Here is a 20,830-nt window from a genome sequence, read left to right as displayed (position 1 = left end):
GCATGCTGTTGCAGCGTGAAATGAGCGTGATAAGGTGCTGTTGTGTTTCAGGTTGCATTATATTCGCGGTTGCGTAACGGCAACATATAAAAGTCTGCATTTCAATTACGGGGAATTAATGGCAAACGCGTTCTGCTTTGCGTGCCTTGGGCGGCCTCTGCTCCTTAATAGTGAACAGGAACCTGTTGCGGTAAAGACGCGGAAGGCCCTGGCGATTATGGGGTATCTGAGCCGCATGAGCGGCATGGCGTCACCAAGGGAAACCTTGGCGGACCTGCTGTGGAGCGCTGCGGACCGCCACAAGGCAATGCAATCATTGCGTCAGGCATTGCGCCAGTTGAAGACCGCCGAGGAGGCTGCGGGCATTGATGTTGTCAGGTCTGCAGCTGGCCATATTCAGCTTGACCCATCCACTTTCACTTCCGATCTCATGCGCATCCATTCGCTTCTTGAGCATGGGAAGGCCGCTCATTTTCGAGAAGCGGAGACACTGTGGCGCGGTGAATTCCTGACCGGTTACGACGACATTGATCCTGAGTTTTCTGAGTGGCTGACGGTTGAGCGTGAGCGGGTGCGCTCAGAACTCATAAGTGCCGCGTTCAAGCATCTGAACAGGATATCCACTGATGACGGCGGCGTTCTGGCTGAGGCAGGGGCGCGTTTCGTTCTGAAACTCGATCCTGCGTTTGAAGCGGCCCACCGTGTGCTCATCCGTCTTTATGTGATGCTGGGTCAGATTGAACGTGCGGAACAGCAGTTGGTGTCGTGCGAACGGGAGATGCGGCTGCAACTGGATGCAGAGCCCGATGAAGAGACGCGGAACTTGCTGAGTGAGCACGACGTCGGCGCTTCGGCATCTACTTCCGTGCCAAATGATGGGAGCAACACCACCAACAGAGGTTTCCTGCCCAACTATGACGACCAGGTGCCGTTGCCCGAGATATCCATTGTTTCATCGTCGTTGATGAAAAAGGGCTTGAATGACGCTATTCACCTGAGAGAGGAAATCGTCTCCGGTCTGTCTTCGTTCCGTTCCTTCGAGCTGTTTGAATCTGAATATTTCGGCGAGGAAAACATTCCTAAGCCGACATTGATGGAAGGTCATGAACTTGGTAGCTACATGCTGCGTTTCCGTCATGATCAGCGATCTGGCAAAGTCGTCGTTCAGTTTGAAGACAGGGGCAACGGTCAAATTGTCTTTAATGAAATCATCGATATGCAGTTCTGGGATGGGCTGGTCCCTGCAGCGAGCCAGATTGTAAGCCGGATCCACAACCACGCGACCAACAGGCTGCGAAATCCTGCCAAGACTTCCGTTTTTGCGCGCTGGTGTCAGGCAGAAGCCCTGCTTTGGGATTTCACACCACAGTCTGATGAAAAGGCAATGCGGTTGCTGGATGAGCTGGAACGCACAAACCGCTCATTCTCGATGACCTATGCAGGCAAGGCTTCGATCATCATGAAGCAGGAACTTCATTTCCCGCTCCTGAACAAGCCATTTGCCGGCGAAGAAAACAATCTCCTGAATCTGGCCGAGAAATCGATCAGGCTTGATCCTTGGCAGGCCGTCAATCAGCGTGTCTATGGTTGGGCGCTTATCCTGTCCAATATGCCTGAAGAAGCCCGGCGGGCGTTCCACAACGCAGGCCGGTTGAGTTCCGCAGATCCGGCCAACCTGATGTCCGTGGCTGAGGGGTTGGCTTTTTCCGGTGATATCAACGAAGCGCGCGCAACCGCAGACAGAGCGTTCTCGCTCTTCGCTTTCGTCCCGCGCGTGTTTTACGAGTACCTGGCCAACATCTTTTTCGCAGCAGAAGACTACGACAGCGCTATCAAGCAGATTGAGCGTGGATCGGGTGTGGGTATCAGTGGATTGACGACACGCGTGGCAGCGCTTGTATGCTCTGGTCGGGAAGAAGAGGCGATACAAACACTCCAGCGCTTTGGAGAAAACCGGACTGCCTTGTTGAAAAATTCGCCTGTGCTTGCTCAAGACCCGCAGAGCTGGAGAAAGAAGATCAATTTCTTTCAAAACGAAAAGGTCCGGAACGATTTCGACAAAGGCGCTGCCTTGGTGCAACGGTTCCTTTTTAACGGGACGGGCTCAATTTAGAGAGAACGTTGCGCTCAGGCCCTTCAAGTATGCCTCATTGGAGCTTTCCAGCTTCTTGTCGTTCAGACGAAACGGCAATGCCACTGCATTTGGATTGCTTTTCTGATCGACGATCTTGAATCGCATCAGTGCAACAGTTTCTTTGGGTAAGCCGATTTGGGACAGTGCTCCCTCCGGGTCTCTTTCGAGTTCGCGTCGAAAAAGCTCGTCGGTCGCCGCTTTGGCAATAAGTCTGCCTAGTTCTTTTACGTTGCGCTGATAGTAGGGAAATCTGGCCATCGTAGCATCCACTCGGAAGAACGGCGGCCTCCCTGCACCAGGCAAGGAGGCCAGAGAAATGTCGTGATGATCGTGCCGGTTACTCCGGCATATCTTCGTAGAAGCAGTTGCCAAGAGCTGCCTTGCCGAGTTCCTCATAATAGCTTTCATCGCCGTCGGAGAGGCGAACAGCATCGATTTGTGCCGGAATGACCAGGTGAACCAGGTCGGCAGTATCCGCAAAGATTTCGGCATCGGACTCGATGCCAACTTCGGCCAGCACTTCAGTCGGATTGGCAACCAGACGCTCACGGGCCGTTGCATTCTGGATAATTGCACCAAGTTTTGCGCCAATTTCCAGTTCATTCCGGGAAGTTGTATCAGCGTGCATAATGAGCCTCCGGTAGTTTAGGTTGCAATGAATCCTGCCTGGTGGTGGGATGGCCGCCCGGCGTTTTTGAAATTCGGTCAAACTTTAGTAAATGGTTATGTATTGGGTATATTTACTACTGATTGACTGCTTTCCAGAAGAACGTAGAACGTGGAAGTGAACTCACTCAATGGTGGTATTGTTATTATATGGTGGGTGCAATTTCAGGGTGAGCAGTAGTAAAAGAAGCCATGAAGACATTGGTCGTTGGCGTCTGGGCCCGCCAGTGCTCGAAGTGTCGTTGAAATGAGTATTGAAACTGAATTTTCCAGCACCGTTCTCTCAGATTTGTCACGGCTCGGTCTCGTTTCGACACAAGCCGTGTGCGGGACGGGCGGGACCCAGGTGCTTGAACCTGACCTGCATCTGTTTTCCAAGCTCCTATCGACATATGCCCCGAGGCTCGTCCCCTTTTCACGCTCAGGGTGCCCGGTGCATTTTTGTACCGGGTTACTCAAATTGCGAGGTGTAGAGGGGACGAAGGGCGGACCTCCGTTTCCTGCAATTCCTGCCGGCGGACAAGGGGCAACAGAGCAATTTGCAGCTTTGAGTTGTCTTGGTGAGCTATCGGAAAGATTGAGTCTTTGTAGTTTTGGTGCTTGCGACAATCGGGTAGTTGCGCTTGATCATAATCAACCACAGGTAGATTTTGCTTCATTGATGGGCTTGAGTGAAAGTCAGGCGAGCGCAGCCTTCGAAAACATGATGCATGGGGGTGAATTGCCCTCTGGTTGGGGTGGTCTGTCTGACAGGAGAATTCAGCTTCGCAACCTGCAAACAGGTGAGGGGGCGCAATGCCTGAGCTTGGGTGTTTTGTTCCATGAGGTCGATGAGGCGACAGGTAGGCGTTTACCCTTTGCGTCAAGTGTCGGATGTGCTGTCTGGCATGATCTTGAAGGAGCGCGAAGGCGTGCACTTCTGGAGCTCGTTGAACGCGATGCAGTGGCGCAGGCCTGGTACAACCGCCTGGGGATAACCTTTCTGCCGGAAGGTCTCTTGGTGGAAATTCTTCCGCCTGAACTTACGCAATATCTGAACGATCAACCGCGGGCTTGGGGGCTCTATCACGTCGAGACAGACCTTCCGGTTCAGGTGGTGATGGCCGTTTCTCATGACGGATATGGCCGAGGCTGTGCGTTTGGATCCTCTGCCGGCTGGGATATCGGGCAAGCATGTGTCAGCGCTCTTCAGGAGATGCTGCAATCAGAAAACGCTCTGTCTTTGATGAATAAGGCTTATCCTGTCACCAGCAGTCCGTCAGGATCTGCCACCCCCCTGCCGAAGCAACTGGCATATGCCAGAGAGCGCGTCATTTTTGATGACCTCCCGCTCAAGAAAGTGATCTCCTTGGGCAAAGAGAGCGCGCAGAGGACATCCTCTTTCGAAGCCTTGCTGCAAAGCTGCTTTGAACGCGGGATTGGTCTTTGGGAATTTGATGCAACACGCCAAGACCTGGGCATACCCTGCATAAAACTGATGTCTGACGAACTTTGCTCATGGGAGCCACGTTTCGGAAAGAAAAGACTATTCCATGGGGTCATCGAACGTGGTTTGCGTAACGCACCCGCAACGGAAACAGAGTTTGCCGAACGGCCGTTTCCGTTTTGAGCGATTGGCAGGGCGCATAGGCGTTTTTAATGAAACACGAGTAGCACGCATCCTTGTATGGGACGAGAGCATCCGGAGGACGACTGCCGTCTCCGTGATCTGGATGAAACCTATCTAAAAAGGTGTTAATCCGCTCGTTTCGTGAAAAACCTTTACCGGACTGTTGGCCGGCCATCCGCATAGGGTCGGGCCAGCGTCATTACCCAGAAATTGCGCCACTTGCCATTGTTTCGGTTGGTTCTGGCAATGCCTACGCGCGTCACGTAGGGGTTGAGAAGGTTCTTGTTGTGTCCTTCGGATCCCTGCCACCCGCGAAACGCTGCTGAAAGATCCGCATAACCTGCACCGAGGTTCTCAGCACCCGCGTAATTGGCGTATCCCGCCTTATCGAGCCTCTGAGACAGACCGAACGCACTGTGTGCCCAGGTGTCCATGCTGTCACGTTCGGCAATATGCCGTGCCATTTTCTGGGAAACCGCATCCAGTTCCGGGTCGTGGCGCAAAGCGGGCAGCCCCTTTTGCTGGCGATAGGTGTTGATCATCGACAGCATTTGAGCCTTGTCGACCGGCTGGTCTGTCAGCACGGTCTTGTCTTCCAGCTCGCTTGACCCGGGCAGCGCGCCACAGGCGCTGAGCGCCGCTGAAAAGACGATCAACAGGAACGCTGAAAAAATGTGTTTTTGCAGAGCTCTTGCTGACATCAGGCTTCATCTCCCGGCCAGACGACGCCTTCATCGGCGTAAAAATGATGAGGTCCTGGAAAGGCTTCCACATAGGCCATGTGAGATACAACACCGGTCTTAGGCGCGTGATAATGCAGAAAGTAAGCTGCCGGTTCGAAGTTGAACATGGCCGGGCCGTCCTCTGTCAGGTCGAGAACGACCTGATGTCCCGTGCTCGGTGCAAGCGTCATGATCTTTCCGGCGAAGCTTGCGATGATGGGGCGGTGGAGGTGACCGCACAGCAGGCGGGCAACATGTCTGTGTGGTGAGATGACTTCCGCAAGTGCATCGGCATCCACCAGTCCGATATCGTCCATGTGACGGATTCCGGAAAGCGCAGGGGGGTGGTGGAGGGCGATCAGTGTCGGTTTGTTGCTTTCTTTCAGTTGACCATCGAGCCAGTCAAGCTGCGCTTGCCCGAGCCGCCCTCTCGGATCTCTAGGAATATGTGTGTCCAGAGCGATCAGACGAATGTCGCCAATATCAGCGGTGTAGCAGATCTTGTCTTCCAGGCCGTCAGCAAGACCGGGAAAGCCTGCCAGTTCTCGGCGCATGACTTGTGTTCCGTCATGATTCCCCGGAACAAGAAAAACCGGCATGTCGACGCGAGATAGAATGGAGCGCGCCAGCGCATATTCCCGCGGGTCGTTTCCATCGGTAATGTCGCCGGTAATGACGAGAGCGTCGGGTTTCGGGGTGAGGCTCTTCAACGACCGGATTGCACGCTCAGCAAGCATGTTGGTGTCGGAGACGCGATAGCAGGCCAGTCCCCGTGGACGCAGATGCAGGTCCGTCATATGAGCGATCAATGTCATGGAAAACCTTGTGACTCGTCAGGTGGATGTTCTGCTCGGACGATAACCGGGCGGTTGAAGAGGGCAAGCACTAGTTTCCCTTTTTGAAAAGCTCATGTAGGAGAAGCGTTAAGAAACGGGCGGACTGGTGCGGACCGCCCAATGCAGGAAACCGGACGCAGGAACTGGACAAGAAAGTTGATGCCGGACACGCGCGACGATCACAAGCCTGAGGCAGCAAACGGTTCTGCCGCGAATACCGAACGCAAAGACAAGGCAGACGGTCCTCCGGCTGTGCCGGTTCGAAAGCCGGTCTGGCTGCACATTTTCGGGCATGACATAACGGCTCCGTTCCTGTTGTTGTTGCTGTCGCTTGTTTTGTTCGCTCCCGGTCAATGGACCGTGCCCCCGCTTGACAGGGATGAGCCTCGTTTCACCCAGGCAACCAAGCAGATGCTGGAAACGAACGATTACATCGATATCCGTTTTCAGGATCAGGCCCGCTACAAAAAGCCCGTCGGCATTTATTGGCTTCAGGCGGCCGCCGTGAAACTGACCGGGCAGGGGGCGGACGCACCGCTTTGGACCTATCGATTGCCCTCGATCATAGCCGCCACGATAAGTGTTCTGGCGACCTTCTGGCTTGCCCGGGCGTTCATGGGGCCTGCCGGCGCGCTCCTGGCCGCCGGTTTCGTGGCGATGGCCATTATCGTCGGGGTTGAGGCTCGGCTGGCGAAAACCGATGCGGCGCTATTTGCAACGATCATCATTGCACAGGGGACGCTTGCAAGAATCTGGCTGAAGGACCCGGGTAGACGGTTATGGGGGCTCGGGTTTTTGTTCTGGACCGCTCTTGCGGCCAGTGTGCTCATCAAAGGCCCCGTCGGACCCATGGTAATTGGCCTCACGGTGGTGGGGCTTATGGTGTTGAAGCGGAAGGCTGCCTGGTTCAAGGGAACCGCTCCTCTTCTTGGGGTGTTGTGGTTTGTCCTGCTCGTTTCCCCCTGGTTCGTTGCCATCTGGCTTGCGACCGACGGCACGTTCTTCACCGAAGCGATTGGCAAGGATCTTCTTGGCAAGGTCGGGCAGGGGCAGGAAGGCCATGGAGCGCCGCCTCTGACCCATCTTGGAGCGATGTTCGGCATTTTCTGGCCGTTGCCGGCGTTCTTTCTGCTCGCCCTGCCACGCATCTGGCAAGAACGGAAAAGCCCGCTGGTAACGTTTGCCGTGGCCTGGTTCATTCCCAGCTGGGTTGTCTTTGAACTGGTCGCAACGAAGTTGCCGCATTACACGATGCCACTCCTGCCCGCCCTGGCGTTGCCTGTTGCCGCTGCCCTGATGGAAGGCGCCGGAGCCACCGCAAAAACCTGGCTGCGTTGGGTGGCTGCAGTACTGCTGGTGGTCCCCGCGGTGGGTTTGGCTGTTGCCGCGTTTGCCGGTCCCGTGGCGCTGGGAGCCTGGCCATCGCCTCCCGGCGCCGTACTGCTTTCTCTTGGGGCTGTTTTCGCAGTTGCTGCAGCATCACGCCTTTTGCGCGGCCCGGCTCTCTATGCATATCCAGCCATCTGTTTGACTGCTGTGTGCGTCAGCATCGGTTTCTGGGGCTTCGTCGGCCCGGCTCTCACGCCTATCTGGGTCAGCCCGCGGCTTGTCGCTGCCATGGACGAGATCCCCGGCTGCGCGGACAAGTCGAAGCGGCTGGTCGTGACCACAGGCTTTCACGAACCCAGTTTCATTTTCCTGGAGGGGACGACGACGAAGATTGTTTCAGCGCAGGACGCGGCAGCCTTCCTGGCGGCCACTCAAGCCGATAATTCCGACACCTGCCGCATTGCCGCTATCGAAAGCCGGGAAGAACCGGCGTTTTTGGCTGCTGCAAAAGAGATTGGTCTTGTACCGAAGGCGGTAAAAAGGGTAGACGGCCTCAATATCAATGGTGGGGACGATGTCGACATCGGGCTGTATCGCAAGTCCGTGCCGACGGCGGTTTCAGAAGACGACAATGAGCAACAGCAGTAAATTTGTCTGGCATATTCTGGCGCGCATGCGCGGGAATTCCCGGCGCGCTGCCATACTGTTTTCCGGGCGCAAGGAACGTGTGCGCCACAACAGGGATCCGTTGCCTCCCGGGCAAAGGCCGCAGGATATCCTTGCAATCCTGTTGCTGACGGTCGGTATAGCGGTCGTCGCGTTCGACGTGCCAACCTATCCATGGCTGCGCTCCCTGCCGGGAGAATACAGGGCAGCATTTCGGACTTTTACCGACATCGGCAAGGCAGACTGGATCCTGGCATCCACCGGAATTGCCTGCCTCTATCTGCTGGCGCTGGATGCAGGGCGTTACGCATTTCGCCTGCGCATGGCGATTGGCGCCGTGTTCACCTATGCAGCGTTCATTTTCTATTCGGTCGCCGCAACAGGCCTTTTGGCAATCGCTTTCAAATGGTCGTTAGGTCGGGCCCGTCCGAAGCTTTACGAAGAGGTTGGCCCCATTCGGTTTGACTTTCTGGCCTTCGACGGCACGTTCACCAGCTTCCCATCCGGCCACTCAACCACAGTTGCAGCACTCGCAACCGCGCTGGCGTTTATTTTCCCTGCCTATCGCTGGCTCATCATTGTGGCGGGCTTCTGGCTTGCATTCAGTCGTGTCATGGTCGGTGCGCATTATCCAAGTGACGTCATCGCAGGCACGCTTCTGGGAATGACCTTCACCTTTTTCACGGTTCGCGCCATGGCCCGGCGCCGGATCGGTTTTCACCTGTCTTCCTCCGGAAAGATTGAACCCAACATGAATGCCCTGTCTGCCAAAGCTTGTGTGCGGGCGGTGTGGCAGGTGCTGCGCGGTCAGCGCGGCGCCGCCCGTGTGGAGGCCAACCTCCCCGTTGCAGACAGGACAGAACGGACAAGCGCATGACACAAAGTTATCTGGAGGCACTGGCTGCCAGCAAAGGCACGCTCGCTGTCACGGTCGTGGTTCCCGCGAAGGACGAGGCGGAGAACCTGCCAATCCTGCTGGATGAAATCGAAGCAGCGCTCAAGAACAGGCGTTTCGAAGTTATCGTCGTCGATGACGGTTCATCCGACGGCACGGATATCGTGTTGCAGGACTACGCGGCCACCCATGACTGGCTTCGACCGGTCAGGCACGAGAAATCCTGTGGCCAGAGCTGCGCTGTGCGCACCGGTCTTTTGAATGCAAGGGGCGATGTCGTCGCGACCATCGATGGCGATGGTGAAAATGATCCCGCATATATCCCGGCACTGCTGGACGCGCTCGAGGCAGCGGGGCCTGCTGTCGCTCTTGCTGCCGGACAGAGACTTGGCCGCAAGGCCAGCGTTGCCAAGCGGTACGCGTCCAAATTCGCCAACAAGCTGCGCGGCGCCATCCTGCGGGACAACACCCGAGACAGCGGCTGCGGCCTTAAGGCCCTGCGGCGGGACGTGTTCCTGCAACTGCCGTACTTCGATAGCTGGCATCGCTTCCTGCCCGCGCTGGTGATCCGCGAAGGCTACGGCGTAACACACATCGACGTGCAGGACCGGCAACGACGTCATGGGACGTCAAAATACGGGATTTTCGACAGGGCCCTTGTTGGCGTGCTCGATCTCTTCGGTGTGTGGTGGCTGCGCCGACGCCGGAAAAAAATTCCCGATGTCCGGCCGCTGACCTGATTACTGCCCCAATCCGGGTGGAGAAGCCCGCCGACCTTCCAAAACACTGACTGGACGTGAGACATGAGTGCTCTTTACGAATGGATCCACACGGTTTTCATCGCGCAATTCGATTTCTGGATCATCCTCGGTTTCTTTGCCCAGGGGATGTTCATGATGCGCTTCGTGATTCAATGGATCGCGTCCGAGCGGGTCGGTCGCTCAATTGTGCCCGTCGCATTCTGGTTCTTTTCCATTGCAGGCGGGGCATTGCTGTTGATCTACGCAATTCAGCGTAAGGACCCAGTGTTCATTGCCGGGCAGGGACTGGGGCTTTTGATCTATTTCCGGAATCTGTGGTTGATCTTCAAGGAAAAGCGGAACGACCCGACGATCTGAGCCGCTCCGCTTTTTGGGTCGCATTCGTTTAACCGAGTGCTTTCGTCAGAGCCTGCTCGAGATCGCCAATCAGGTCTTGCGGGTCTTCAAGGCCGATATGCAGGCGGACGGATTGCAGATCCGGGTTCACCGGAGTGACCGTGCGCGAGCCTTTCAGGCGAACGGGAATTGCAAGGCTTTCAAAGCCACCCCACGAGTAACCGAGACCGAAGAGTGTCAGCGCATCCAGGAAGGCATAAGCCTGTTCCTGTGTCGTCCCTTCGCTGAAATCAAAGGCGCACAGTCCCGAAGCGCCGGAGAAATCCCGTTTCCAAAGCTCGTGTCCGGGGTCACTCTCCAGGCCCGGATACCGGATACGGCCGATCTGTGGCTGATCCTTCAACCAGCCAAGCACGGCCAGTGTGTTGCGCTGGTGCCTTTCAAGGCGCACCGAAAGCGTCCGGAGGCCGCGCAGGCCGAGGTAGATATCGTCCGGTGCTACATGACAGCCCATGGCGCCACAGAGCGTGTCCAGCTTCTCCCAGGCGCGTTCGCTGGCAGCAATCGTGCCGAGCATGGCGTCGGAATGACCAACAAGATACTTGGTGCCAGCCTGGATCGACAGGTCTACCCCAAAGGACAGGGGCTGGCAGTAGAGCGGGCTGGCCCAGGTGTTGTCCATCAGAACGGTCGCGCCGATGGCGCGCGCCTCCACGGCAATCGCCGGAACATCTTGCATCTCAAAGGTGAGCGAGCCCGGTGCTTCGGTGAAAACAGCGGTCGTGTTGTCCTGAAACAGCGTCTTGATTTCCGCACCGATCCGCGGGTCGTAATAGGTCACGGCAACGCCGAGACCCGGGAGAACCGTGTCGGCGAAATGGCGGGTAGGTCCGTAAGCGGTATCGGCGATCAGGATGTGGTCGCCGGTCTTCACGCAGGACAAAATGGCCAGCGCGATAGCGTTTAACCCGGAATTTGCGATTTTGACCCCAGCCGCTCCCTCGATCTCCTTCAGGGCGCCTTCAAGGGAATCGGAGGTCGGTGTGCCTCTGCGGGCATAGGAGTAGGTCTGGGCGCCCGTGACCATGGTTTTGGTATCAGGGAAGAGGACAGTCGAAGCGTGCACGACAGGCGGATTGACGAAACCGTGAAATGCAAGCGGGTCGCGCCCGGCATGTGCAAGCTTGGTATCTTGCTTCAATGGCTGCTTGGAGCTGGTGGAAGACATGAAAGCTCTTGAGTGTGAGTGCGTGGTGGGAAGGCGCGGCCATGAGCAGCCGTGCGCCGGGGCACACTTTAGTCATTCGCCTCATGGCTGCAACCGGCATTTCAGACGCAGGTGCAGGCATTTTTCAGCAAAGAAATTCCAGTCAACAGCACCTCGCTCAAGAACTCACCCAAATGGATTGAACCCTTTTTAGGCATTCAATGATTTCGAATTAGACATGTTCGCTGTTTGTGCATCCGTGCCGATGGCAAATGGCGGATACCTAGAGAAATTTGACGAGATATCCGAAGCAAGTACTTGACCCGAACAGCTAAATGCCATCGTATGGAAGTGTTGGGTGGAACGGAAGATGTCTGGAGGAAGCAGCCGTTAAGGCTGGCATCCGTCCGCAATTAAGAGACGGAGAAGATGTCTTTCGAACAAACCCGACATAATAAAACTATGGGTAACAAATAAAGGCTGCATATCCATGTCCAACAAATTCCTTCCGCTCGTAATCGGCGCTGCTATGGGAGTCGCCGTAACGACGGCTGCTGGTGCAACGACGCTGGAAGACGTCAAGGCAAAAGGCTTCATCCAGTGTGGTGTGAGCCAGGGCCTGCCGGGCTTCTCGAATCTGGATGCTCAGGGGAACTGGACCGGTATCGACGTTGACTACTGCCGCGCTATGGCTGCAGCAGTGTTTGGCGATGCTTCCGCCGTGAAATTCACTCCGCTGTCTGCAAAAGAGCGCTTCACCGCACTTCAGTCCGGCGAAGTTGACGTTCTGTCCCGCAACACCACCTGGACCATGTCACGTGACACCCAGCTGGGCCTGAATTTTGCTGGTGTAAACTACTACGATGGTCAGGGCTTCATGGTTCGCAAGGACCTGGGCGTGACCTCCGCACTGGAACTTTCCGGGGCTTCGGTCTGCACCAACACCGGTACCACCACTGAGCTGAACGTTGCCGACTACTTCCGCGCCAACAACATGCCGTACGAAATCGTTGCCTTCGAAAAGGCTGACGAAGTTGTGGGTGCATATGACGCTGGCCGTTGCGACGTTTACACCACTGACGCCTCCGGCCTCTACGCACAGCGCCTGAAGTTGACCAACCCGGGCGACCACATGGTTCTTCCGGAAATCATCTCCAAGGAGCCGCTTGGCCCGGTTGTCCGTCAGGGCGACGATGAGTGGTTCAACATTGCAAAGTGGACGCTGAACGCGATGCTCAACGCAGAAGAGCTGGGCGTGTCCTCTGAAAACGTTGACGAGATGAAGTCTTCCGACAACCCGGCCGTCAAACGCCTTCTGGGCGTCGAGGGCGCATTTGGTGAAGCTATCGGCCTGCCTAACGATTGGGCCTACGCCATCATCAAGAACGTCGGCAACTATGAAGAGTCCTTCAACGCAAACGTTGGCCCGGACACTCCGCTTGGCATCTCCCGTGGCGTGAACGCTCTGTGGAACGACGGCGGCTTCATGTACGCTCCGCCGGTCCGCTAATCCTCTCCTTGTTTGAGGATTGAAGGGGTTCCGGCGGATTTCTGCCGGAACCCTCAATAAATTCCACGCAACAAAAACCGGACGTCAAAGCCGGCAACCGCGTGGGGGAACAGACCGCTTCCGTCGATAGGGGAGTGCTGCCAATGCGCAGCCAGGAAGCGGATCAGACACGATTGAGGAGAGGCTTCGTGCCGGGCTCTCTCGTGAAAACTTGGGCGAGGTTTTATGTCAGTAATGGAGCAGGACTCGGCGGGGGCGCCGGCGCGTGCTTCGCTGTTGAACGATCCTAAAGTCCGCGGCATCTTTTACCAGATTGTTCTGGTCGTCGCGATTACGGCTTTGGGGTACGTCATCGTTACGAACACGATAGCCAACCTGGAGAGGCAGAATATCGCCTCCGGTTGGAGCTTTCTTGAAAATACAGCCGGGTTTGGAACCAACCAGTCTCTGGTTTCCTACTCGGAGACATCGACTTACGGAAGAGCGATCTTTGTCGGCTTCCTGAACACTTTGCTTGTAGCGGCTGTTGGCATCTTCTTCGCCACGGTGATCGGTTTTATCATCGGTATCGCCCGCTTGTCGAACAACTGGGTCATTAATCGGCTGGCGTATTGCTACGTCGAGCTGGTCCGCAACATTCCGCTTCTGCTGCAGATCTTCTTCTGGTACTTCGCGGTGCTTCGGTCGATCCCGGGAAAGCGTGAAAAGTGGTCATTGTTCGATACGTTTCACCTGAACATCGGCGGGCTCCGGCTACCCAAACCTATCATGGGAACCGGGTCTGAATGGGTCGGTTACGCATTCCTCATCGGGATCGCGATTGCAATCTTCGTGGCTCGTTGGGCGCGCAAACGCCAGGAAGCCACCGGTCAGCCGTTTCCGGCTTTCCTGACCGGTGTCGGACTGATCATCGGGCTGCCCATCCTGACCTATTTCGTTATGGGCATGCCGATCGGTCTGGAATTTCCGAACTTCGTCGAAACCGGACCGATCCTGCGTCAAGGCTTCGAGTTGAATGTCGGATTGAACATCATTCCTGAGTTCCTGGCTCTTACCGCTGCCTTGTCGATCTACACGGCGTCGTTCATTGCAGAAATTGTACGCGCAGGGATTCAGGCAGTCAGTCACGGTCAGACCGAAGCGGCACATGCTCTTGGACTGCGGAATGGACCGACCCTGAGACTTGTCGTCATTCCGCAGGCGATGCGCGTGATCATTCCACCGCTGACAAGCCAGTATCTGAACCTGACCAAGAACTCGTCGCTGGCTGTGGCCATTGCCTATCCGGACCTTGTTTCGATGGGCGGTACGGTGCTCAACCAGACTGGTCAGGCGATTGAAATCATCGGTATATGGATGGCTGTCTATCTGTCGCTCAGCCTTATCACATCGGCCTTCATGAACTGGTACAACCAGCGCATGGCACTCGTGGAACGGTAAGGGGCACATACAATGGCTAATACTGATCTGTTTCATATCAGAACCGAGGAAGCGCCGCGTCTGCCGGCGCCGATCTCGACCACCGGTGTCATCGGCTGGATGCGCCAGAACCTGTTTTCGTCAGTTGGAAACACGGTTCTGACGGTAATCGGCATCTTGATTGCCTATTCGCTCATCGAACCCTTGATCAAGTTTGCTTTGATCGATGCTGTCTGGAGCGGTAGCAATCGCGAGGCCTGCCTGCCTCAGGATGGCGGCCATGGCGGTGCTTGCTGGGCCTATGTGGAAGCCTTCTTTCCGCAGTTTATCTATGGCCGATATCCGAGCGAGGAAATCTGGCGTGTGAACATCGTCTACTTCCTGTTCGCGGCGTTGCTTGTGCCGTTGGCGATGCCTAGCGCGCCATTCAAGAAATTGAACGCGATCCTGTTCCTGGTCGTCTTCCCGATAGTTTCCTACTACCTTCTGACCGGTCTGGTCTTCGGGGATTGGGTTATTCTCCCGATTGTGGAAACAGCAGTCTGGGGAGGCTTGCTCGTTACGCTTGTCATTGCGGTAACCGGCATCGTTGCCTCACTGCCGCTCGGCATCGCTCTGGCGCTTGGACGGCGGTCGAAAATGCCGATCATCAAGCTGGTCTCGATCATCTTTATCGAGTTCTGGCGCGGTGTTCCGCTGATCACCGTTCTGTTCATGTCTTCGGTGATGCTGCCGTTGTTCCTGCCGGAAGGCGTGACGTTCGACAAGTTGTTGCGCGTGCTGATCGGGGTGACCCTTTTCTCGGCGGCCTACATGGCCGAGGTGGTTCGGGGTGGCCTGCAGGCAATTCCGAAGGGTCAATACGAAGGCGCCATGGCGCTCGGGCTCCGGTTCTGGCCGATGATGTATCTCATCATTCTGCCTCAGGCTTTGAAGCTCGTGATCCCCGGCATCGTCAACACCTTCATTGGCCTGTTCAAGGATACGACCCTGGTTCTGATCGTCGGCATGTACGACCTTCTGGGCATGATCCAGTCGTCCTTTACGGACCCGACCTGGTCGACCCCCAGCACCGGTCACACGGGTTACCTATTCGCCGCATTGGTGTTTTGGACCTTCTGCTTCGGCATGTCGCGCTACTCCATCTTCATGGAGAGGAAGCTGCATACAGGGCACAAACGTTAGCAAATCACATCCGGGGCGCGCGATGGACCGCGGCGCCCCGGCCAGAGGACACTTTTGGAGCTAAGAACTATGTCTGAACACGCTGTACGCGATGAGGAACTCGCAGCCGACCGTACCAGAATGGTCATTTCCGACACGGATGTGGCTGTCGAAATCAAGAAAATGAACAAGTGGTACGGGGATTTCCACGTATTGCGCGACATCAACCTGAAAGTCATGCGCGGCGAACGCATCGTTATCTGCGGACCGTCCGGTTCCGGCAAGTCCACCATGATCCGTTGCATCAACCGTCTGGAAGAACATCAGGCCGGGCAGATCCTTGTCGATGGCATCGAACTGACGAACGATCTCAAAAAGATTGACGAAATTCGCCGGGAAGTCGGCATGTGCTTCCAGCACTTCAACCTGTTTCCGCATCTGACGATCCTGGAAAATTGTACACTGGCACCAATCTGGGTTCGAAAGATGCCCAAGAGAGAAGCCGAAGAAATCGCGATGCACTATCTGGAGCGCGTCAAGATCCCCGAGCAGGCAAATAAATATCCGGGTCAGTTGTCCGGCGGTCAGCAGCAGCGCGTTGCCATTGCACGGTCGCTCTGCATGAGCCCGAAGATCATGTTGTTTGATGAGCCGACTTCGGCACTTGATCCGGAAATGATCAAGGAAGTTCTGGACGTGATGGTCGGCCTTGCCGAAGAAGGCATGACCATGTTGTGCGTGACCCACGAAATGGGTTTTGCGCGCAAGGTTGCCAATCGCGTCATCTTCATGGATGCGGGCCAGATCGTGGAACAGAACGAGCCGGAAGAGTTCTTTACCAACCCGCAGCATGAACGCACGAAGCTGTTCCTGAGTCAGATCCTGCACCACTGATCTGCAATCTCCAAAAGATGATGAAACTGCTGCGCAGGACACTCACTGGATTATTTCTTGTCGTTTGCACCATCATCCTGGCTCTGGGCCTCGGAACACTCGTTCCGAGGCCCTTGTTTGATAGTGCGCCAGACACAGGTGCCGCTTTGCAGCCGTCAGATGGCCGGCGCATTCTTGTCCTGAGCAACCCCATTCATACAGATATTGCTCTTCCTGCTGATCCAGATGTTCTGGAGGCATTCGATTTCATTTCCGATGCCGGCCTGGACCTCGATTATCCTGGGGTCTTTTGGGTCGCATTCGGCTGGGGAGGCCGGTCCTTTTATATCGAAACGCCAACCTGGGCAGACTTGAAGCCGGGACCGGTGATTGACGCCTTGACCTGGGACACGTCAGTCATGCATGTCCGCCGGACCGGGGATATTCCGAGTGATCTCGACAGCGTCAGGGAACTTTACCTCAGTCAGCAGCAATTTGATGAGCTGGTCGCCGATATCAAGGCCAGTTTCCAAGCAAACGACACAGAAACGCCGCCAGCTATTCCTGGCGGTGCTTATGACGCGCACGATATCTTCTTTCCAGCGGTAGGTGGTTTCAATGCGCTGATGGGATGCAACACCTGGACAGCCGACATATTGAGGCGGGCAGGGGTGAAGACAGGCGTTTGGACACCGCTTCCTGTAACGCTTGACTGGTCGCTGGATTTACACAACCGTTTGTGATGCCGTTTCCGGTACAAGCCGGTCGACGGCAGCTTCCGCCAACTCCTGAAGTGCGGTTCTCGATTCACCGGTGCGAGCCCGAACTGAAATACCATGCAGGATCAGGGACAGATGCTGGGCGGTAAAGCGCAGGTTCGCCTCGGGAACGAGGCCTTTCGTCTCTTCGCGTATCAGATCGGCGAAACCCTGATCCATTCGCTCGACGACGTGGGCCATCATGGACTTGAAGTCCGGATCGTCAGCCACTTCTGTGGTCAGGGTGGAAATAGCCAGACACCCGTAGGCCGCGTTGCAGAGTGAAGACTTGCCGCAATAAAGATCGATTGCAGCTGTCATTATAGCCTTCAGCCTTGGGTGTAGTCCGCTTGCCGTCAGCCCTGCGTCATGCAAGTGGGCCTGCATCTGGTCGGCGAAGCGCCCAATCACCTTGAGATACATTTCCTTTTTGCTTCCAAATGCGGCGTAAAGGCTTGGTCGGTTCAGGCCGGTGGCTTCCGCAATCTGATCGAGACTGGTGGCTGCGTAACCTTGGCGCCAGAAAACCAGCATGATGCGGTCGAGCGTAACGTCTTCGTCAAATTTGCGCGGACGCCCGCGTTTGGTTTCCGTCTTCATTTTATACCACTTCGCATATAATCATCGACATGTCTATTTATGTGCGATACGGTACAAAAAAAATGAGAAGGAGATGCGTCGGGAAATGCCTGAAAACGCTGCAGACATGGGTACGATCGCCTGGGGAAGACGACAGGGTGAATTCAGCAAGGGGCGGTTGACCAGAGCTGAAAAACTGAAAGTCCTCTCGAACCTGGGCCGGATGGGCATGCTGGAAGCCTTGGACGCCTTGAAAGCAAAGCTTGGGCTTATCAACACCTACGGCGCAGACCTGGAAGGGCTGCAGCCACCTGACACGGCCCTAACCAGGGACGCGTTTGACTTCGCTGACGAGGTGCAAAACCTGGTCCTCATGAGACATAGCTGGCGGACGTATTATTTCGGCCTTTTGCTGGGTGGCTATCGGAAGCTCACCGTGGACAAGGAAATTCTCTTTTGTGCCGCAATACTGCATGACGTTGGCTTGGCCTTCCGCCGCACCAGCGAGCCCGGGGATTGTTGTTTCGTCGTTCATGGGGTCGAACGCTGCCATCATCACCTGACTGGCAAGGGACACGACCGAGCCAGGGTCCGTCGGATTGCCGATGCCATCGGCCTACATCTCAACGGCTACGTTTCTGAAAGAACCTACGGTGCAGAAGCGCACCTTCTTTCTCGTGGGGCAATGTGCGACGTATTTGGATTGGGGCAGCGTAGGTTTACTCGGGAGGTTCGCGAAGACATCTCCTTACGACATCCAAAAGGCAATCTTGCCGATGCCCTGGAAATTTGGCCCGGTCATCACCTGCCCGGAACGCGAGCGGACTTCCTGATTAATCTTGAGACATCGCGAAAAAGGGCTGACGGGATGAAAGTTTGACCTGGACCAGGTAACCGAACTGCCATTTTTGGGACCGCGATTCGGTCAATACCGGGTGATTCTCTTTTTGGGGTTGTATTTGTTATTCGCCTTTGGAAGATTCACCGACGGCTATCGTTTCGGGAATAAACCGCAAAATCCTGCGGTGTTGTCAGTATTTCTGAGGCATCAATGTTCGTGGTTCGGTGAGGCATTGTCACTATGTCGTACGTAAAAATACAATTTATGGTTTTTTTATAATTGTAGGAGACGTTGGGTCAGTTCTTATCAAGGTAAATTGCCATGAGCGACCAGGAATACGATTTTCAGACCCGTTTAAAATTCGCCCAGATCGATGAAGCGACGATCGAGAGCCTCAAAAAGCTCTGGCCGGTGATCGAGCCGGTGTTGGACGATGTGTTGGCAGGGTTCTATGAGCACATCAAGACCCAGCCGAACCTTGCAGCTCTTGTCGGGACACATCAGCCTCGGTTGGTTTCAGCGCAAAAGGGGCATTGGAAGAAGCTGTTCACATCCGGCTTCGATGAGGGCTATCAGCAAAGCATCAATCAGATCGGACATGTTCATTGTCGCATTGGTCTGGAGCCGCGCTGGTACATCGCTGGTTACCTGTATGTCCTGCGTCACCTGCAAGCGCATTTGACTCGCAAATACAGGCGGACATTTCAAAACCTCGCTGTTCTGTTAAACGATGTCACGGCCGCTGTTTTCCTGGACATGGACCTCGCGATTTCGACTTATGAAGAACAGCTCCTTCTGGAACGCGCCGCACAAACGGAACGGTTGAACAAAGCCATTGAGAAATTTCAGCTCAATGTCCAGAAGCCGCTTGCAGATGTTGAAGACGGCGCGCGCAGTGTCGCAGGGGAAGCGGAAAATCTGACGAACGTATCGCAGACCGCGAGAAGCCAGGTTGAAAATGCCGGCCATGTCTCGAAAGACTCCAGCGTGAGCGTGCAGACGGTTGCGTCGGCGACGGAAGAGCTCTCCAGTTCTATCCAGGAAATTTCCAAACAGATTGCGGGGGCATCCCGTATTGCAAGCCAGGCAGCTGGAGGAACCGAACAGTCGAGCCTTCAGGTGGCAAGCCTGGCTGGCGCTGCGCAGAAGATTGGCGATGTGATCGGGCTTATCCAGGCAATTGCCGAGCAGACCAACCTTCTGGCTCTCAACGCCACGATTGAGGCTGCGCGTGCCGGTGATGCGGGGAAGGGCTTCGCGGTGGTCGCCAGCGAGGTGAAAACCCTGGCGGAGCAGACCGCGAAGGCAACGGAAGAAATCAGCCTGCAAGTGAACGAGATTCAGAGCTCGACCGACAATGCGGTTGCGTCCATCCAGTCAATTTCCGAAGTGGTGAAACAGCTAGATGAAATGACCTCCTCCATTGCAGCCGCCATTGAAGAGCAGGGGGCTGCGACGCAGGAAATCTCGCACAGTATCCAGACAGTGGCTTCCGGTACGCAGTCTCTTGATGAGAACATCAACGGGGTCGAACAAGCGATCAATGCCACAGATCAGGCCGCCGACAGTCTGATGACGGCGTCGGGCAGAATGTCATCGAGCACCAATTCGATTTCAGATGAGATCCGTGACTTCTTCGAGACCTTGAAAACCGGAACCTGAAAAAAACCGTCTGGGGTTATTCCGTATCGGTGACGACATCCGTGTCGTCCCGGCTTCCCCATTCCGCCCAGGAGCCATCGTACAAAGCAAGATCACGTACTCCCAGCACGGTGAGGGCCAGTGTCAGGATTGCTGCAGTGACGCCCGAACCGCAAGTCGTTGTAACGGGCTTTTCAAGATCCACTCCCGCGTCCTGAAAGGCCTTTGCCAGGTCTTCCTTAGGCAAGAAAGTCCCGTTCTCGGCAATGAGCTGGGTAAAGGGCAGGTTGAGGGCAGTTGGCATGTGTCCTGATCGAAGGCCCGGGCGGGGTTCGGGAGCTTCTCCGGCAAACCGTTCGGCGGATCGGGCATCCAGGATCTGGCGTGATCCGTTTTCAATTGTAGAACGGATCTGAGCTAGGTCCGCCACCGCGCCGTGGTTCAGTCGGGAAGAAAAATGGCTTTGTACCCGGCGGGGCGTGTCATCGTTGAATGCCCGGCCTTCTGCGCGCCATTTGGGAAATCCTCCATCAAGGACATAAACCCGCTCGGCCCCCATGCTGCGCAGGGTCCACCAGACGCGCGGCGCGGAATAGAAACCGAAATCGTCATAGACGACGAGTGTCTGGCCATCCCCTATACCCATTTTCCGCATGGTCGATGAAAACACGTGCGGAGCAGGCAGCATATGCGGCAGGTCCGTGTCCTTGTCACAAACTTCGTTGACATCGAAAAAGACCGCGCCGGGAATATGGGCATTCGGATAAACGGCGGGAGCGTCCGGATGCGTTACTGGCGGCATCCAGGCATTGATCACAATCAGATCGGGCGAGGAGAGATGATCGTCCAGCCATTGGGTCGATACGAGAGGATGGTCGGTCATT

21 protein-coding genes are annotated in these 20,830 nt (G+C 55.8%); 14 read left to right on the top strand and 7 right to left on the bottom strand.

Annotated features, from left to right (window positions below):
* Positions 1-118 precede the first annotated feature (118 nt).
* Positions 119-2,113, top strand: a complete 1,995-nt coding sequence (locus tag FMN63_RS26470) for a BTAD domain-containing putative transcriptional regulator (protein ID WP_148587056.1) — start codon at positions 119-121, stop codon at positions 2,111-2,113.
* Here FMN63_RS26470 and FMN63_RS26465 read toward each other — a convergent pair.
* On the bottom strand, positions 2,105-2,392 hold the full coding sequence (locus FMN63_RS26465; protein WP_148587055.1) for a hypothetical protein: 288 nt from the start codon (positions 2,390-2,392) through the stop codon (positions 2,105-2,107). The two genes, FMN63_RS26470 and FMN63_RS26465, sit on opposite strands and share 9 nt — an antisense overlap.
* 79 nt (positions 2,393-2,471) lie before the next feature.
* The gene (locus FMN63_RS26460; protein ID WP_148587054.1) at positions 2,472-2,762 is read right to left on the bottom strand and encodes a hypothetical protein; all 291 of its coding nucleotides are present in this window, start codon (positions 2,760-2,762) and stop codon (positions 2,472-2,474) included.
* A gap of 285 nt (positions 2,763-3,047) precedes the next feature.
* Between FMN63_RS26460 and FMN63_RS26455 the strand changes: the two genes are divergently transcribed.
* Positions 3,048-4,409: a YcaO-like family protein gene (locus FMN63_RS26455; RefSeq protein WP_148587053.1), complete on the top strand. Its 1,362-nt coding sequence runs from the start codon at positions 3,048-3,050 to the stop codon at positions 4,407-4,409.
* Between the two features lie 152 nt (positions 4,410-4,561).
* On the opposite strand, the gene FMN63_RS26450 is transcribed toward FMN63_RS26455, so the two are convergent.
* Entirely contained in the window at positions 4,562-5,110 is a 549-nt protein-coding gene (locus tag FMN63_RS26450) for a CAP domain-containing protein (RefSeq protein WP_148587052.1), read from the bottom strand.
* A complete protein-coding gene (locus tag FMN63_RS26445) occupies positions 5,110-5,946 on the bottom strand; it encodes a phosphodiesterase (protein ID WP_209001324.1) in 837 nt (278 codons plus the stop codon). The genes FMN63_RS26450 and FMN63_RS26445 overlap by 1 nt, the downstream gene beginning before the upstream one ends.
* Positions 5,947-6,126: 180 nt before the next feature.
* On the opposite strand from FMN63_RS26445, the gene FMN63_RS26440 reads away from it, so the two are divergent.
* The 4 genes from FMN63_RS26440 (at position 6,127) to FMN63_RS26425 (ending at position 9,975) form a co-directional block, all read left to right on the top strand.
* Positions 6,127-7,944: an ArnT family glycosyltransferase gene (locus FMN63_RS26440; RefSeq protein WP_148587051.1), complete on the top strand. Its 1,818-nt coding sequence runs from the start codon at positions 6,127-6,129 to the stop codon at positions 7,942-7,944.
* Positions 7,928-8,839, top strand: coding sequence for a phosphatase PAP2 family protein (locus FMN63_RS26435; RefSeq protein ID WP_148587050.1), 912 nt, complete (start codon positions 7,928-7,930; stop codon positions 8,837-8,839). The genes FMN63_RS26440 and FMN63_RS26435 overlap by 17 nt, the downstream gene beginning before the upstream one ends.
* Entirely contained in the window at positions 8,836-9,597 is a 762-nt protein-coding gene (locus tag FMN63_RS26430; RefSeq protein WP_148587049.1) for a glycosyltransferase family 2 protein, read from the top strand. The genes FMN63_RS26435 and FMN63_RS26430 overlap by 4 nt, the downstream gene beginning before the upstream one ends.
* 63 nt (positions 9,598-9,660) lie before the next feature.
* Entirely contained in the window at positions 9,661-9,975 is a 315-nt protein-coding gene (locus FMN63_RS26425) for a lipid-A-disaccharide synthase N-terminal domain-containing protein (protein ID WP_148587048.1), read from the top strand.
* A gap of 28 nt (positions 9,976-10,003) precedes the next feature.
* On the opposite strand, the gene metC is transcribed toward FMN63_RS26425, so the two are convergent.
* Positions 10,004-11,182, bottom strand: a complete 1,179-nt coding sequence (gene metC, locus FMN63_RS26420; protein WP_148587047.1) for a cystathionine beta-lyase — start codon at positions 11,180-11,182, stop codon at positions 10,004-10,006.
* A 41-nt stretch (positions 11,183-11,223) separates the two neighbouring features.
* Here metC and FMN63_RS29450 point away from each other — a divergent pair, with 41 nt between their 5' ends.
* The 6 genes from FMN63_RS29450 to FMN63_RS26395 all read left to right on the top strand — a co-directional run bounded on the left by FMN63_RS29450 (position 11,224) and on the right by FMN63_RS26395 (position 16,870).
* Positions 11,224-11,364, top strand: coding sequence for an HIT family protein (locus tag FMN63_RS29450; RefSeq protein ID WP_153297111.1), 141 nt, complete (start codon positions 11,224-11,226; stop codon positions 11,362-11,364).
* A 287-nt stretch (positions 11,365-11,651) separates the two neighbouring features.
* Positions 11,652-12,671 carry an amino acid ABC transporter substrate-binding protein gene (locus FMN63_RS26415; protein ID WP_209001323.1) on the top strand — a complete coding sequence of 340 codons (1,020 nt, stop codon included), beginning with the start codon at positions 11,652-11,654 and terminating at the stop codon, positions 12,669-12,671.
* A gap of 234 nt (positions 12,672-12,905) precedes the next feature.
* Positions 12,906-14,111, top strand: a complete 1,206-nt coding sequence (locus tag FMN63_RS26410) for an ABC transporter permease subunit (protein ID WP_205514333.1) — start codon at positions 12,906-12,908, stop codon at positions 14,109-14,111.
* Positions 14,112-14,123: 12 nt separating this feature from the next.
* Positions 14,124-15,275 (top strand): amino acid ABC transporter permease, encoded by a 1,152-nt coding sequence (locus FMN63_RS26405; protein WP_148587045.1) that lies wholly within the window; start codon positions 14,124-14,126, stop codon positions 15,273-15,275.
* Between the two features lie 69 nt (positions 15,276-15,344).
* A complete protein-coding gene (locus FMN63_RS26400; RefSeq protein ID WP_148587044.1) occupies positions 15,345-16,148 on the top strand; it encodes an amino acid ABC transporter ATP-binding protein in 804 nt (267 codons plus the stop codon).
* Positions 16,149-16,165: 17 nt separating this feature from the next.
* Positions 16,166-16,870 carry a TIGR02117 family protein gene (locus FMN63_RS26395; protein ID WP_148587043.1) on the top strand — a complete coding sequence of 235 codons (705 nt, stop codon included), beginning with the start codon at positions 16,166-16,168 and terminating at the stop codon, positions 16,868-16,870.
* Here the strand turns inward: FMN63_RS26395 and FMN63_RS26390 are convergent.
* A complete protein-coding gene (locus FMN63_RS26390) occupies positions 16,853-17,485 on the bottom strand; it encodes a TetR/AcrR family transcriptional regulator (RefSeq protein ID WP_148587042.1) in 633 nt (210 codons plus the stop codon). The genes FMN63_RS26395 and FMN63_RS26390 overlap by 18 nt on opposite strands.
* 85 nt (positions 17,486-17,570) lie before the next feature.
* On the opposite strand from FMN63_RS26390, the gene FMN63_RS26385 reads away from it, so the two are divergent.
* Entirely contained in the window at positions 17,571-18,344 is a 774-nt protein-coding gene (locus FMN63_RS26385) for an HD domain-containing protein (RefSeq protein WP_209001322.1), read from the top strand.
* Between the two features lie 282 nt (positions 18,345-18,626).
* On the top strand, positions 18,627-19,967 hold the full coding sequence (locus FMN63_RS26380; RefSeq protein ID WP_148587040.1) for a globin-coupled sensor protein: 1,341 nt from the start codon (positions 18,627-18,629) through the stop codon (positions 19,965-19,967).
* Positions 19,968-19,983: 16 nt separating this feature from the next.
* Here FMN63_RS26380 and sseA read toward each other — a convergent pair whose 3' ends face one another.
* Complete coding sequence (gene sseA / locus FMN63_RS26375; RefSeq protein WP_148587039.1) at positions 19,984-20,829, bottom strand: 3-mercaptopyruvate sulfurtransferase; 846 nt, start codon at positions 20,827-20,829, stop codon at positions 19,984-19,986.
* Position 20,830 lies beyond the last annotated feature (1 nt).

The sequence above is a fragment of the Stappia sp. BW2 genome (genome assembly GCF_008107695.1).
Classification (GTDB): domain Bacteria; phylum Pseudomonadota; class Alphaproteobacteria; order Rhizobiales; family Stappiaceae; genus Roseibium.
This window is presented reverse-complemented; position numbering and strand designations above follow the sequence as displayed.

Bases quoted from the DNA above. Each gene is read 5' to 3' on its own strand.
- FMN63_RS26470 (WP_148587056.1), top strand. From the start codon at position 119: ATGGCAAACGCGTTCTGCTTTGCGTGCCTTGGGCGGCCTCTGCTCCTT.
- FMN63_RS26465 (WP_148587055.1), bottom strand. From the start codon at position 2,392: ATGGCCAGATTTCCCTACTATCAGCGCAACGTAAAAGAACTAGGCAGA.
- FMN63_RS26460 (WP_148587054.1), bottom strand. From the start codon at position 2,762: ATGCACGCTGATACAACTTCCCGGAATGAACTGGAAATTGGCGCAAAA.
- FMN63_RS26455 (WP_148587053.1), top strand. From the start codon at position 3,048: ATGAGTATTGAAACTGAATTTTCCAGCACCGTTCTCTCAGATTTGTCA.
- FMN63_RS26450 (WP_148587052.1), bottom strand. From the start codon at position 5,110: ATGTCAGCAAGAGCTCTGCAAAAACACATTTTTTCAGCGTTCCTGTTG.
- FMN63_RS26445 (WP_209001324.1), bottom strand. From the start codon at position 5,946: ATGACATTGATCGCTCATATGACGGACCTGCATCTGCGTCCACGGGGA.
- FMN63_RS26440 (WP_148587051.1), top strand. From the start codon at position 6,127: ATGCCGGACACGCGCGACGATCACAAGCCTGAGGCAGCAAACGGTTCT.
- FMN63_RS26435 (WP_148587050.1), top strand. From the start codon at position 7,928: ATGAGCAACAGCAGTAAATTTGTCTGGCATATTCTGGCGCGCATGCGC.
- FMN63_RS26430 (WP_148587049.1), top strand. From the start codon at position 8,836: ATGACACAAAGTTATCTGGAGGCACTGGCTGCCAGCAAAGGCACGCTC.
- FMN63_RS26425 (WP_148587048.1), top strand. From the start codon at position 9,661: ATGAGTGCTCTTTACGAATGGATCCACACGGTTTTCATCGCGCAATTC.
- metC (WP_148587047.1), bottom strand. From the start codon at position 11,182: ATGTCTTCCACCAGCTCCAAGCAGCCATTGAAGCAAGATACCAAGCTT.
- FMN63_RS29450 (WP_153297111.1), top strand. From the start codon at position 11,224: ATGAGCAGCCGTGCGCCGGGGCACACTTTAGTCATTCGCCTCATGGCT.
- FMN63_RS26415 (WP_209001323.1), top strand. From the start codon at position 11,652: ATGTCCAACAAATTCCTTCCGCTCGTAATCGGCGCTGCTATGGGAGTC.
- FMN63_RS26410 (WP_205514333.1), top strand. From the start codon at position 12,906: ATGGAGCAGGACTCGGCGGGGGCGCCGGCGCGTGCTTCGCTGTTGAAC.
- FMN63_RS26405 (WP_148587045.1), top strand. From the start codon at position 14,124: ATGGCTAATACTGATCTGTTTCATATCAGAACCGAGGAAGCGCCGCGT.
- FMN63_RS26400 (WP_148587044.1), top strand. From the start codon at position 15,345: ATGTCTGAACACGCTGTACGCGATGAGGAACTCGCAGCCGACCGTACC.
- FMN63_RS26395 (WP_148587043.1), top strand. From the start codon at position 16,166: ATGATGAAACTGCTGCGCAGGACACTCACTGGATTATTTCTTGTCGTT.
- FMN63_RS26390 (WP_148587042.1), bottom strand. From the start codon at position 17,485: ATGAAGACGGAAACCAAACGCGGGCGTCCGCGCAAATTTGACGAAGAC.
- FMN63_RS26385 (WP_209001322.1), top strand. From the start codon at position 17,571: ATGCCTGAAAACGCTGCAGACATGGGTACGATCGCCTGGGGAAGACGA.
- FMN63_RS26380 (WP_148587040.1), top strand. From the start codon at position 18,627: ATGAGCGACCAGGAATACGATTTTCAGACCCGTTTAAAATTCGCCCAG.
- sseA (WP_148587039.1), bottom strand. From the start codon at position 20,829: ATGACCGACCATCCTCTCGTATCGACCCAATGGCTGGACGATCATCTC.